Annotated in this window: 11 protein-coding genes; 3 read left to right on the top strand and 8 right to left on the bottom strand. The window is 71.7% G+C overall.

The features are described from left to right. Positions 1 to 148 precede the first annotated feature (148 nt). The 3 genes from tal to pgl all read left to right on the top strand — a co-directional run bounded on the left by tal (position 149) and on the right by pgl (position 4605). Positions 149 to 1261: a transaldolase gene (gene tal, locus DS079_RS15195; RefSeq protein WP_126988640.1), complete on the top strand. Its 1113-nt coding sequence runs from the start codon at positions 149 to 151 to the stop codon at positions 1259 to 1261. Between the two features lie 75 nt (positions 1262 to 1336). Beyond that, positions 1337 to 2890, top strand: a complete 1554-nt coding sequence (zwf, locus tag DS079_RS15190) for a glucose-6-phosphate dehydrogenase (protein WP_126988639.1) — start codon at positions 1337 to 1339, stop codon at positions 2888 to 2890. After that, on the top strand, positions 2887 to 4605 hold the full coding sequence (gene pgl, locus DS079_RS15185; protein ID WP_126988638.1) for a 6-phosphogluconolactonase: 1719 nt from the start codon (positions 2887 to 2889) through the stop codon (positions 4603 to 4605). Before zwf ends, pgl begins: the two co-directional genes overlap by 4 nt. Before the next feature lie 167 nt (positions 4606 to 4772). On the opposite strand, the gene secG is transcribed toward pgl, so the two are convergent. From secG to uvrC, 8 genes are all read right to left on the bottom strand, one after another. Beyond that, entirely contained in the window at positions 4773 to 5015 is a 243-nt protein-coding gene (gene secG, locus DS079_RS15180) for a preprotein translocase subunit SecG (RefSeq protein WP_029360751.1), read from the bottom strand. Positions 5016 to 5134: 119 nt separating this feature from the next. Continuing rightward, positions 5135 to 5908, bottom strand: a complete 774-nt coding sequence (tpiA, locus tag DS079_RS15175; protein ID WP_126988637.1) for a triose-phosphate isomerase — start codon at positions 5906 to 5908, stop codon at positions 5135 to 5137. After that, positions 5905 to 7107, bottom strand: a complete 1203-nt coding sequence (locus DS079_RS15170) for a phosphoglycerate kinase (protein WP_126988636.1) — start codon at positions 7105 to 7107, stop codon at positions 5905 to 5907. The genes tpiA and DS079_RS15170 overlap by 4 nt, the downstream gene beginning before the upstream one ends. A 148-nt stretch (positions 7108 to 7255) precedes the next feature. Next, complete coding sequence (gene gap / locus DS079_RS15165) at positions 7256 to 8260, bottom strand: type I glyceraldehyde-3-phosphate dehydrogenase (RefSeq protein WP_010551492.1); 1005 nt, start codon at positions 8258 to 8260, stop codon at positions 7256 to 7258. A gap of 112 nt (positions 8261 to 8372) precedes the next feature. Next, on the bottom strand, positions 8373 to 9371 hold the full coding sequence (gene whiA, locus DS079_RS15160; RefSeq protein ID WP_126988635.1) for a DNA-binding protein WhiA: 999 nt from the start codon (positions 9369 to 9371) through the stop codon (positions 8373 to 8375). Then, positions 9355 to 10488 carry a gluconeogenesis factor YvcK family protein gene (locus DS079_RS15155; protein ID WP_126988634.1) on the bottom strand — a complete coding sequence of 378 codons (1134 nt, stop codon included), beginning with the start codon at positions 10486 to 10488 and terminating at the stop codon, positions 9355 to 9357. The genes whiA and DS079_RS15155 overlap by 17 nt, the downstream gene beginning before the upstream one ends. Beyond that, positions 10485 to 11381 (bottom strand): RNase adapter RapZ, encoded by an 897-nt coding sequence (rapZ, locus tag DS079_RS15150; RefSeq protein WP_053915831.1) that lies wholly within the window; start codon positions 11379 to 11381, stop codon positions 10485 to 10487. Before rapZ ends, DS079_RS15155 begins: the two co-directional genes overlap by 4 nt. A gap of 38 nt (positions 11382 to 11419) precedes the next feature. Next, positions 11420 to 13360 carry an excinuclease ABC subunit UvrC gene (uvrC, locus tag DS079_RS15145; RefSeq protein ID WP_126988633.1) on the bottom strand — a complete coding sequence of 647 codons (1941 nt, stop codon included), beginning with the start codon at positions 13358 to 13360 and terminating at the stop codon, positions 11420 to 11422. Between the last annotated feature and the right edge of the window lie 10 nt (positions 13361 to 13370).

Below are 13370 nucleotides of genomic sequence, written 5' to 3'. Positions count from 1 at the left end.
GGGCCCCCCCCCCGCGCCTCTCCCCCCTGCCACCCCTGGGACCTGCGATGTTCCGTCGGACACCTCCTGGAATCCGCGCCCGCCGGTCCCCGTTGCACCCGATGACACCAGCGTCGACCCAGGGCGCGTCGCGCCCGGAAGGAACGTCATGACCCAGAACCCCTCCACCCAGGCCCTCTCCGATGCCGGAGTCTCCATCTGGCTCGACGACCTCTCGCGCAAGCGCCTGCAGACGGGCAACCTCGCAGAGCTGCTCGCCACCCGCAACGTCGTGGGCGTGACCACGAACCCCTCGATCTTCCAGGCCGCGATCTCCGGCTCCGACGAGTACGACGCCGACATCGCCCGCCTCGCCGGCGAGGGCAAGGACGTCGACCAGGTCATCGAGGTGCTCACCACCGATGACGTCCGGAACGCCGCCGACCTGCTCGCCGACGCCTACGCCTCCTCCAAGGGCTTCGACGGCCGCGTCAGCATCGAGGTCGACCCCCGCCTCGCGCACGAGACCGAGAAGACCATCGCGCAGGCCGAGCACCTCTTCGAGGTCGTCGGCCGCGAGAACGTGATGATCAAGATCCCCGCGACCGAGGCGGGCCTGCCCGCGATCACCGCCGTGATCGCCGCCGGCATCAGCGTCAACGTCACCCTGATCTTCTCCGTCGAGCGCTACGAGGCCGTCATCGACGCCTACCTCGCCGGCCTGGAGAAGGCCGCGGAGGCCGGCAAGGACCTCTCGACCATCCACTCGGTCGCCTCCTTCTTCGTCTCCCGCGTGGACACCGAGATCGACGCGCGCCTGGACGCCCTCGGCGGCGACGCCGTCTCCCTCAAGGGCCAGGCCGGCGTCGCCAACGCCCAGGCCGCCTTCGGCGTGTACCTCACCGCCTTCGGCTCCGAGCGCTTCAAGGCCCTCGCCGACAAGGGCGCGAACGTGCAGCGCGCCCTGTGGGCGTCGACCGGCGTGAAGAACCCCGACTACTCCGACACCCTCTACGTGGACAACCTGGTCGCCGACCCGACCGTGAACACGATGCCGGAGAAGACCCTCGAGGCCGCCGCCGACCACTCCGAGCCCAAGGCCGCGCTGTCCGCCGAGACCGCCGCCGCCGGCGAGGCCGCACTCGAGCGCGTGGCCGAGGCCGGGGTGGATCTGGCCGACGTGTTCGCGGTGCTCGAGCGTGAGGGCGTGGAGAAGTTCGAGAAGGCCTGGAACGAGCTGCTCGAGACCGTCTCGGCGTCCGTCGAGGCCGCCCGCGCCTGATCCCTCCCGGTGAAGCACGGGTCCGCCGCGGTGCGGGCCCGTGCTCCCGCCGTCCGTGTCCGAGAAAGGACCATCGTGACCGACTCCCCCGCTCCCTCCGCAGCAGCCGGTGCGCCGAACCCGCTGCGCGATCCCCGTGACCGACGGCTGCCGCTGATCGCCGGGCCCAGCTCCATGGTGATGTTCGGCGTCACCGGCGACCTCGCCCGCAAGAAGCTGCTGCCGGCGATCTACGACCTCACCCACCGCGGTCTCCTCCCGCCGAGCTTCGGCCTGGTCGGCTACGGCCGCCGCGAGTGGTCCGACGACGACTTCGCCGAGTACGTGAAGAAGTCCGTCTCCGAGCACTCCCGCACCGGCTTCGACGAGAGCGTCTTCGAGCAGCTGCGCGGCGGCCTCCGCTTCGTCACCGGCACCTTCGACGACAAGGCGGCCTTCGAGCGCCTCACCGAGGTCGTCGGCGAGCTGGACCGCACGCGCGGCACCGGCGGCAACCACGCCTTCTACCTCTCGATCCCCCCGGACGCCTTCCCGCAGGTGTGCGGGCAGCTGGCCAAGTCGGGCCTGAACACCCCGCAGGACGGTTCCTGGCGCCGCGTCGTCATCGAGAAGCCCTTCGGCCACGACCTCGCCTCTGCCCGCGAGCTCAACGACGTGGTGGAGAAGGCGTTCCGTCCCGAGGACGTCTTCCGCATCGACCACTACCTGGGCAAGGAGACGGTCCAGAACATCCTCGCGCTGCGCTTCGCGAACCAGATGTTCGAGCCGATCTGGAACTCCGGCTACGTCGACCACGTGCAGATCACGATGGCCGAGGACATCGGCATCGGCTCGCGCGCCGGCTACTACGACGGCATCGGCACCGCCCGCGACGTCATCCAGAACCACCTCCTGCAGCTCCTCGCGCTCACCGCGATGGAGGAGCCGGTCACCTTCCGCGCCAGCGACCTGCGCGCGGAGAAGGAGAAGGTCCTCGCCGCCGTCGAGCTGCCGGAGGACCTCGCCGCGCACACCGCGCGCGGCCAGTACGTCGGCGGCTGGCAGGGCGGCGAGGAGGTGCGCCCCTATCTCGAGGAGGACGGCATCCCCGCCGACTCCACCACCGAGACCTTCGCCGCGATGCGCCTGGACATCGCGACCCGCCGCTGGGCCGGGGTGCCCTTCTACCTGCGCGCCGGCAAGCGCCTGGGACGCCGCGTCACCGAGATCGCGGTCGTGTTCAAGCGTGCGCCCTTCCTGCCCTTCCACTCCACGGACACCGCGGACCTGGGCCAGAACGCGATCGTCATCCGCGTCCAGCCGGACGAGGGCGTGACCATGCGCTTCGGCTCGAAGGTCCCCGGCACCCAGATGGAGGTGCGGGACGTGACGATGGACTTCGCCTACGGCATGAACTTCACCGAGGAGTCCCCCGAGGCGTACGAGCGGCTGATCCTGGACATGCTGCTCGGCGACCCGCCGCTGTTCCCGCGGCAGAAGGAGGTCGAGCTCTCCTGGAAGATCCTCGACCCCATCACCGAGTTCTGGGCCGAGAACCTCGACCCCGCGCCCTACCGGCCGGGCTCCTGGGGCCCCGACACCGCACACGACATGCTCGCCCGTGACGGGCGCACCTGGAGGCGACCGTGATCACCACCCTGACCGACACCACCGCGTCGGCGGTCGACAAGACCATGACCGAGATGCGGGAGACCTTCGGCGAGAACACCATCGGCCGGGTCCTCACGCTCATCATCATCGCCACCGGCGACATCGAGGAGCCGCTCGAGGCGGCGATCGCCGCGAGCCACGAGCATCCCGCCCGGGTGCTCGTGGTCGACGCCGATCCCGAGGCGGAGACCTCCGGGCTCGACGCCGAGATCCGCGTGGGCCGTGACGCCGGCGCCGGCGAGATCGTGATCCTCCACGCCCGCGGCGACGTGCTGTGGTCGCTGGACACGCTGGTGATGGCGCTGCTGCTGCCGGATGCGCCGATCGTGACCTGGTGGCCGGAGAACGCTCCGTCCTCCCCCGTCCACGACGTGCTCGGCTCCATGTCGCAGCGCCGCATCACCGACTCCGCCGCCTGCGCGGACCCGCTGGGGACGCTGAAGCGCCTGCGCCGCGGCTACGCCAGCGGCGACTCGGACTTCGCCTGGGCGCGGCTGACCCGCTGGCGCGGCCTGGTCGCGAGCGCCTACGAGGTGCCGCCGGTCTCCGTGCCCAGCTCCGTCGAGGTCCTCGGCACCGAGGGCAACCCCTCGGTGCTGCTGATGGCGAGCTGGCTGCAGCACACCCTCGGCGTCGAGGCGTCGATCCTCCCGCCGCCCTCGGACGATCCCGACTTCGCCGGGGTGCACGGCGTGCGTCTGGTGCGCGAGGACGGCACGATCGAGCTCACCCGCGTCAGCGACGACTCGATCGTCATGAAGCTGCCGGGCGACGACTCCGGCCAGCACGTGACGATGCCTCGCCGCACCCTCGCGGAGCTCGTCACCGAGGAGCTGCGCCGCCTGGATCCCGACGAGGTCTACGGCGAGGTGCTCGGCGCCGCCTTCTCCGGCATCTCCGACACCGCGACCTTCGCCAGCGGCAAGCCCGCCCCGCAGGACGTCGTGGTCGCCGATGCGGAGGCGGTCGCGCAGGCCGCCGCCACGGCCACCGCGGAGCAGCTCGCCGCCGCGCTCGAGAAGCGCCCCGTCGCGCACCTGGTGCTCACCGGCGGCACCGTCGGCACTCTCACCGCCGCGGCCCTGCCGGCCGCGCTGGAGGAGGCCGGCGTGGAGGCCGCCCGCCTGCACTTGTGGTGGGGCGACGAGCGCTTCGTCGAGCCGGACTCCGAGGAGCGCAACGAGGTGGGCGTGCGTGCCTCGCTGCTGGACGTGCTGCGCGAGGAGCACGGGCTCCCTGCCCGCAACGTCCATGTCATGCCCTCCCCCGCCGACGGCATGTCCCTCGAGGACGCCGCCGCCTGGTACGGGCAGCAGCTGGACCAGACGGGCGGCGACGAGCCCTTCCGCACCCGCGGGCAGGCGTTCTTCGACGTGCTGCTGCTCGGGGTCGGCCCCGACGGTCACATCGCCTCGCTGTTCCCGCAGCACCCCGCCCAGGAGAAGGTGCTCGGCAGCGCCGTCGCGGTGACCGGCTCTCCGAAGCCGCCCTCGCAGCGGATCTCGCTGACCTGGCCGGTGCTGAACTCGGCCCGCCACGTGGCGCTGCTCGTGGCCGGCGCGGAGAAGGCCGAGGCGGTGCGCGCCGCGCGCGACGGCGTGGACCCGTGGGAGGTGCCCGCCTCGGCGGTGCGCGGCCTCGAGTCCACCACCTGGGTGCTCGACGAGGCGGCCGCCGGGCGCAGCGCCCGCTGAGCCCCGGCTCGTCCGGGAGCACCCAGGATGTCCGAAGGGCCGGTCACCGCGAGGTGACCGGCCCTTCGGGCTGTCGGGGCCCCGAGGTCCGGCGACGCAGAACGGGCCGTCCCCGAGGGGACGGCCCGTTCGCAGAGCAGAGGTGCGGCGGTCGCCGCACGAGGGTGTCAGAGCATCGTCTCGATGATGCCGAGGCCGACGGCGCTCGCGCCCCAGAGGACGGCGACGGTCACCGTGAGGCGGTTCAGGTTCCGCTCGGCGACGCCCGAGGCGCTCGCGGAGGAGGAGACGCCGCCGCCGAACATGTCCGACAGGCCGCCGCCGCGCCCCTTGTGCAGGAGCACCAGCAGGATCGTCAGCAGCCCGAACACCGCCAGGAGGATCTGGAGGACGAGCTTCAGCAGGGACAGGTCCACGAGGGGATCACCCTTCCACGGAGACGGACGGACCGATCCAGCATACGGCACGGGCCGGGTCCGTCGAGGACCCGGCCCGCGTGGGGAGGCTTACCTTCAGCCCTCCGCTCGGCTCAGCCCTGGAAACCGGCGATCTTGGCGAACTCCTCGGCCTTCAGCGAGGCGCCGCCGACGAGGGCCCCGTCGACGTCGGCGCGCTGCATGAGCTCGCCCACGTTTGAGGACTTCACGCTGCCGCCGTACAGGACGCGCACCGCGTCGGCGACCGTGTCGCCGTGCATCGCGCGCAGCGCCTCGCGGATCGCGGAGCACACCTCCTGCGCGTCGTCCGGGGTCGCGACCTCGCCGGTGCCGATCGCCCAGACGGGCTCGTAGGCGATGACGATCTTCGCGGCCTGCTCGGCGGTGATGCCCTCGATGCCGCCCTCGAGCTGCGCGAGGGTGTACTCGACGTGCTTGCCGGCCTTGCGCTCCTCGAGCGGCTCGCCGACGCAGAGGATCGGCACGAGGCCCGAGGCGAAGGCTGCCTTCACCTTGGCGTTCGTGACCTCCTCGGTCTCGCCGTGGTACTGGCGGCGCTCGGAGTGGCCGACCGCGGCGTAGGTGCAGCCCAGCGCCGAGAGCATCGCGCCGGAGACCTCGCCGGTGTATGCGCCGGACTCGTGCGCGGAGATGTCCTGGGAGCCGTAGGCGATCGGGAGCTTGCCGGCGTCGACCGCGACCTGCACGGTGCGCAGGTCCACGAACGGGGGCAGCACGACGGTCTCGACCTTGGTGGTGTCGACCTCCTTGAGCTGCTCGCCGAGCTCCTCGACCAGGGCGAGGCCCTGCTTCCAGTCGAGGTTCATCTTCCAGTTGCCCGCCATGAGCGGGGTGCGGGTGGTCACTTCTGGTCCTCCTCGAGGATGGAGATTCCGGGCAGGTCCTTGCCCTCGATGAGCTCGAGGCTGGCACCGCCGCCGGTGGAGATGTGGGAGAAGAGCGTCTCGTCGAAGCCCAGGTTGCGCACCGCCGCGGCGGAGTCTCCGCCGCCGACCACGGTGTAGCCGGAGGCCGCGCCGAGCTTCTCGGCGACGGCCTTCGTGCCCTCGGCGAAGGCGGGGAACTCGAACACGCCCATCGGGCCGTTCCAGAACACGGTCGCCGCATCGGCGATCTTCTCGCCGAAGAGCTTCGCGGTCTCGGGGCCGATGTCCATGCCCTCCTGGTCCGCGGGGATCCCGTCGACGCCCACCACGGTGGCGGGCGCGTCGGCGGAGAACTCCGGCGCCACGACGGTGTCGACGGGGAGCACGAGCTCGACGCCGTTCGCCTTCGCGCGCTCCATGTACTCGCGCACCACGTCGATCTTCGACTCGTCCAGCAGCGACAGGCCGACCTCGTGGCCGAGCGCCTTCTGGAAGGTGTAGGCCATGCCGCCGCCGATGAGGATGCGGTCGGCCCTGCCCAGCAGCGCGTCGATCACGCCGAGCTTGTCGGCGATCTTCGCGCCGCCGAGGACGACCACGAAGGGGCGCTCGGGCTCGTCGGTCACCTTGCGCAGCGAGTCGACCTCGCGCAGCACCAGCTCGCCCGCGGCGGCGGGGAGCAGGGTGGCGAGCTCGTACACGGAGGCCTGCTTGCGGTGGACGACGCCGAAGCCGTCGGAGACGAAGGCGTCGCCCAGGGCGGCGAGCTCGCGGGCGAAGGCGAGCCGCTCCTCGTCGGTCTTCGCGGTCTCGCCCGCGTTGAAGCGCAGGTTCTCGAGCACGGCGACCTGGCCGTCGCCGAGCGCGGCGACGGTCTCCTGCGCGGAGGAGCCGACGGTGTCGGTCGCGAAGGCGACCTCCTGGCCGAGCAGCTCGCCGAGGCGGCCCACGACGGGACGGAGGGAGTACTTCTCCTCGGGCGCGCCCTTGGGGCGGCCGAGGTGGGAGATCACCGCGACCCGGGCACCGGCCTCGACGAGCCGGGTGAGGGTGGGCAGCGCGGCGCGGATGCGGCCGTCGTCGGTGATCGTGGTGCCGTCCAGCGGCACGTTCAGATCGGCGCGGACGAGCACGCGCTTGCCGCGCAGCTCTCCGAGCGAATCGATGGTCTTCAGCACTGTGGTGCTCCTTCAGGTGTTCGACCGCGGGACGCCGGAGCGGCCCGTCGGGACGGGGGACGAGCGGAGCCCGCCGGACGCCGACCCCTCGGGGTGGCGACCGGCGGGCTCCGGGGCTGTCCTGGTCGTCAGCGGGACGACGTGAGGATCAGAGGGACTTGCCGACCAGCTGCGAGAGCTCGACGAGGCGGTTGGAGAAGCCCCACTCGTTGTCGTACCAGGAGAAGATCTTGACCTGGTTGCCGTTCACCTTGGTGAGCTGCGCGTCGAAGATCGAGGAGTGCGGGTCGCCCTCGATGTCCTTGGAGACGATCGGGTCCTCGGTGTAGCGCAGGACGCCCTTGAGCGGGCCCTCGGCGGCCTTCTTGATCGCGGCGTTGATCTCCTCGATCGTGACCTCGCGGGAGGCCTCGAAGGTGAGGTCGGTGATCGAGCCGGTGGGGACCGGCACGCGCAGCGAGTAGCCGTCGAGCTTGCCCTTGAGCTCGGGGAGCACCAGCGCCACGGCCTTGGCCGCACCGGTGGTGGTCGGGACGATGTTCAGGGCGGCGGCGCGTGCACGGCGCGGGTCCTTGTGCGGGCCGTCCTGCAGCACCTGGTCCGAGGTGTAGGCGTGGATCGTGGTCATCAGGCCCTTGACGATGCCGAACTCGTCGTTCAGCACCTTCGCCACCGGAGCGAGGCTGTTGGTGGTGCAGGAGGCGTTGGAGATGATGTCGTGCTTCGCGGGGTCGTAGTCGCCCTCGTTCACGCCGATCACGAAGGTCGCGTCCTCGTTCTTCGCCGGAGCGGAGATGATGACCTTCTTGGCGCCGGCCTCGATGTGGGCCTTGGCCTTCTCGGCGTCGGTGAAGATGCCGGTGGACTCGATGACGACGTCCGCGCCGATCTCACCCCACGGGATGTTCTTCGGATCGCGCTCGGCGTACGCCTTGAAGGTGTTGTCGCCGACGGTGATCGAGTCCTCGTCGTGCGAGACGTCGTAGGGAAGCACCCCGCCGATCGAGTCGTACTTGATGAGGTTCGCGAGCGTGGCGTTGTCGGTGAGGTCGTTCACACCGACGATCTGGATGTCCGCCTGCTGCTCGAGAGCGGCGCGCAGGAAGTTCCGGCCGATGCGGCCGAATCCGTTGATACCAACCTTGACGGTCAAGGGTTCCTCCTAGTGTCGCGGTGAGTCCGCGACGTTCGAGTACTGACATGGCGCGCACGCCCTCGTACGCTCGGGCGACGCCGGCGTGTGACCGACGACCGTGACGATCCTATCAACGACCGGCATCAGGGGACGAAGGAAGATGGTCCTCGTCCACTCCGTGGTCGGTCCCGGGGATGCCGAGCTCCTCCGCGCGCTTGTCCGCGGTGGCGAGCAGGCGTCGGATCCGACCGGCCACGGCGTCCTTCGTGAGCGGCGGATCGGCGAGGCGCCCGAGCTCCTCGAGGCTCGCCTGTCGATGCTCCAGACGGAGGCGACCGGCGGCCTGCAGGTGCTCGGGCACCTCGTCGCCGAGGATCTCCAGGGCGCGCTGCACCCGCTGCCCCGCCGCGACCGCGGCCCGCGCGGAGCGGCGCAGGTTCGCGTCGTCGAAGTTCGCCAGCCGGTGCGCGGTCGCCTTCACCTCGCGAGTGGTGCGGCGCTGCTCCCAGGTGCGCACCGTCTCGTGGGCGCCCATCCGGGACAGCAGGGCGGAGATCGCGTCGCCGTCACGCAGCACCACCCGGTCCGCGCCCCGCGCCTCCCGGGCCTTCGAGGCGACGCCGAGGCGCCGGGCCGCGCCGACCATCGCCAGCGCCACCTCGGGGCCGGGGCAGGACAGCTCCAGGGCCGAGGAGCGGCCCGGCTCGGTGAGGGTGCCGCGGGCGAGGAACGCCCCGCGCCACGCGGCCTCCGCGTCCACCAGGGCCCCGCCGACGACGAAGGGCGGCATACCGCGCACGGGACGGCCGCGCGCGTCCAGGAGCCCGGCCTGGCGGGCCAGCATCCCGCCCTCGCGCTCCACCCGCACCAGGTAGCGGGTGGTGCGGCGGATCCCGGAGGGGGCCAGCACGGCGAGCTCGGCGCGGTGGCCGTACATGTCGGCGATGATGCCGTGCAGACGCCGCGCGACCGCCGCCGAGTCCAGCTCCGCCTCGACCACGACGCGCCCCGCGACCAGGTGCAGGCCCCCGGCGAAGCGCAGCATCGCAGCCGCCTCGGCCTTGCGGGCGGAGGGCCGTGTCACCTCGAGGTGGCTGAGCTCCTCCTTCGCGTCACCCGTCAGCGCCATGCGTGTCCTCCTCGGTGCGGGGGTCCGTGCCCCTCGTGGTGCGGTGGGGTCGCTTCCGGCGCGACGCGGAGCGGTCGTCGCCGCGCTCCACATCCCCGTAGGCGTCGTCGAACAGATCACGGTACGCGGCGGCCAGGCGCACCGGGTCGTGCCGCGGCGTCCCGTCGCCGACGCTGACCTGGCGCAGCAGGGTGCGCAGCCCTCTCTGCTGCGCCGCCTCGGCGAGCTCGAGGACGTCCTCCAGAGTGGTCGGGTCGGCGACGAGGGCGTCGAAGCGGCAGTCCCCCGCGCGGGCGAGCAGCACGTCCAGCATGTCCAGGCTCGTCATCCCCTCGGCCTCCTGCGCGCCGACGGAGAGGTTCGTGATGATCCCCTTCCGCGCCGGGCTCGCCGCGATCGCCTCGGCGATCTCGGGGATCATCAGATGCGGCAGCACCGAGGTGTACCAGGAGCCGGGGCCGAGGATGATCCAGTCCGCGCGCCCGATCGCCTCGAGCACGTCGACGGGGACGCGGGGCCGCGGCGGGATCAGGCGCACGTCCTCGACGCGGCCCTCCGCGGTCGCGACCTGGTACTGGCCCGAGACGGTGCGGGCGCTGCCGTCGGCGCCGACCACTCGCGCCTCGATGTCCAGCGGGTCCAGCGCCATCGGCAGCACGCGTCCGCGCGCGCCGAGCAGCTCGGCCATCTGGTCCAGCCCCTCGATGGGGTCCTCGAGGATCTGCCACAGCGCGACGATCATCAGGTTCCCGAGCGCGTGGCCGTCGAGCTCGCCGTCGGTGGCGAAGCGGTGCTGGATCACGTCGCCCCAAATGGACCCCCATTCGGAGTCCTCGCACAGGGCCGCGAGCGCCATCCGCAGGTCCCCAGGGGGCAGCACGGGCATCTCGGTGCGGATCCGGCCCGAGGAGCCGCCGTTGTCGGCGACGGTGACCACGGCGGTGATGTCGTCGGTGAGCAGGCGCAGGGCGCGGAGGTTCGCGGCGAGGCCGTGGCCGCCGCCGAGGGCGACCACGCGCACGGGCCGCTGCGGGGCGCCGCGGCCGCCCCGCTGGGCGCTCGCGGAGCGGTCGGCGCCGCGGAGCCGGAGGCGTCGGCTGCGGGAGGCGATGCTCATTCCCGCCCCAGATCCCGGTGGCGGATCCGCACCGCGTGCCCGGCGGTGCGCAGCTCGTCGCCGATCCGCTCCGAGACCGCGACGGAGCGGTGCTTGCCGCCCGTGCAGCCGATCGCGAGAGTGGTGAAGTGCTTGTTCTCGGTGCTGTAGCCGCGCAGCACCGGGGTGATCATCTCGATGTACCGCTCGACGAACTCGGCGGCGTTCGCGTCGCCGAGCACGAACTCGGCGACGTCGGCGTCGGTGCCTCGCTTGGGACGCAGCTCCGGCACCCAGTACGGGTTGGGGATGAAGCGCACGTCGCTGACGTGGTCGGCCTCCAGCGGGATCCCATACTTGAAGCCGAAGGACAGCATCGTCACGGTCAGGCGCTGCTCCTCGCCGGTGCCGAACAGCGAGCGCATCTTCATCGTCAGCTCGTGCACGTTCAGCGGCGAGGTGTCGATGACGAGGTCGGCGGTGCGCCGGTAGCGGGCGAGCATCTCGCGCTCGCGGCGGATGCCCTCGAGCACGCCCTCCTCGCCCTGCAGCGGGTGAGGGCGACGCACCGAGTCGAAGCGCCGCACGAGGGTGGACTCGTCGGCAGTGAGGAAGAGCAGGCGCAGACGCAGATCGGCCTTGCGCAGCTCGTCGACGACCTCGCCGAGCTCCGTGAAGAAGGGGCCGGAGCGCGGGTCGACCACGACCGCGAAGCGGTTCTCGCGGCCGACGGCGGAGGCCTGCAGCTCGTAGAGCGTGCCGATCAGCTGCGGGGCGATGTTGTAGACCACGTACCAGCCCATGTCCTCCAGGGCGTGGGCGGCGGTCTCCCGTCCGGCCCCGGCGAGCCCGGTGATGATGACCACGTCGCCTCGGGTGTCCGTGGTCGGACTCGGGATGGACTCCTCGGTCACGGGTGCTCCTTCCGGATCGGGGTGGACGGGCCTCGCGCTCAGCCCTCGAGGATCTCGCCGGTCGCCATGTCGACGGTGACGCCGAGGGCGTCGTCCGCGCTGTCGGCGTCCGAGCCGGTCTCCTGCCCGGATGTTAGCGCGGCGGTGATCTGCGCGGCCAACGCGGGACCGATCCCGTCGACCTCCGTGAGCTGTTCCTCGCTCGCCTCACGGATCGCGGAGACGGTGACGAAGCGGTCCAGCAGCGCGCGGCGCCGGGCCGGGCCGAGGCCCGGGATGCCGTCCAGGGCGCTGGCCTGCATGGCCCGTCCCCGCTTGGAGCGGTGGTAGGTGATGGCGAAGCGGTGCGCCTCGTCGCGCAGGCGCTGGACGAGGAAGAGCGCCTCGGAGGTGCGGGGCAGGATGACGGGGTACTCCTCCCCCGGCAGCCAGATCTCCTCGAGCCGCTTGGCGATCCCGGCCAGGGCGATGTCGGTGATCCCGAGCTCGTCGAAGGCACGCTGCGCGGCGGCGACCTGCGGCGGGCCGCCGTCGACGAGGATCAGCGAGGGCGGGTACGCGAAGCGCTTGAAACGGCCGGTCTCCTCGTCCTCCGTCGGCTCGGGCGGGTCGAGGTGGTGCTTCAGCCGGCGTGTGATCACGTCGTGCATGGAGGCGGTGTCGTCGCGGGCGGCGGCGCCGGTGACCGAGTAGCGGCGGTACTCGCTCTTCTTGGGCAGCCCGTCCTCGAACACCACCTGGGAGCCGACGACGTTGGTGCCCTGGGAATGGGAGATGTCGAAGCACTCGATCCGCAGCGGCGGCTCGGCGAGGTCGAGCGCCTCCCCCAGGTCCTCGAGCGCCTTGGTGCGCGCGGTGAGGTCGCCGGTGCGCTTGAGGCGGTGCAGGCGCAGCGCCTCGGTCGCGTTCTCGCCGACCGTGACGAGCAGGTCCTTCTTCTCGCCACGCTGCGGGACGCGCAGGTCCACGCGGGGCCCGAGCAGCTCGCGCACCTGGGAGAGGTTCGTCGGCAGGATCGGGACGAGCACCTCCTTCGGGGCGCTCCCCTCGGTGTACAGGGTGGTCAGGGCACGCTCGACGAGGTCCGGCGCGGTCGACTCGTCGAGGATCTCCGCAGTCCAGCCGCGCTGGCCGCGGATCCGTCCGCCGCGCACGTGGAAGACCTGCACGGAGGCCTCGAGCTCGTCCTGGGCGAGGCCGATCAGGTCGGCGTCGGTCGCGTCGGAGAGGACCACGGAGTTCTTCTCCATCACCTTCTCGAGCGCCTGGAGGTCGTCGCGGAGGCTCGCGGCGGTCTCGTAGTCCATCGCCGCGGCCGCGGCCCTCATCCGCTGCTCGATGCGGCGGGTGTACTTCGAGGTGTTGCCGGCCATGAAGTCCGCGAACTGCTCGGCGAGCCGCCGGTGCTCGTCCTCGGAGATGTCGCCGACGCAGGGCGCCGCGCACTTGCCGATGAAGCCGAGCAGGCAGGGCCTGCCCGACCGCTCGGCCCGCCGGTACACCCCGGCGGTGCAGGAGCGGATCGGGAACACCCGCAGCATCAGGTCGAGGGTCTCGCGGATCGCGCCGACCTGCGGGTAGGGCCCGAAGGTGCGGTCTCCCTTGGCGCGCGGCCGACGGGTGATGTGCACCCGCGGCACCTTCTCCCCCATCGTGATCACGAGATAGGGGTAGGACTTGTCGTCGCGGAACTTGACGTTGAACCGCGGGTCGAATTCCTTGATCCACGTGTACTCGAGGGTGAGCGCCTCGACCTCGGTGCCCACCACGGTCCACTCGACGCTCGCGGCGGTGGTGACCATGCGCCGGGTGCGCTCGTGCAGGACGGAGAGGTCCTGGAAGTAGTTCACCAGGCGCTGGCGGAGGTTCTTCGCCTTGCCGACGTAGATGACACGGCCGTGCGCGTCCCGGAACCGGTAGACCCCCGGCCTCGTGGGGATCGTGCCGGTCGCGGGGCGGTAGGTCGCCGGATCAGCCATGGCTCCGCCT

The sequence above is a fragment of the Brachybacterium paraconglomeratum genome, from assembly GCF_003994255.1.
In the GTDB taxonomy this organism is placed as follows: Bacteria; Actinomycetota; Actinomycetes; order Actinomycetales; family Dermabacteraceae; genus Brachybacterium; species Brachybacterium conglomeratum.
Note: the sequence above shows the minus strand (reverse complement) of the source record. Positions and strands in the feature narration are given on the sequence as shown.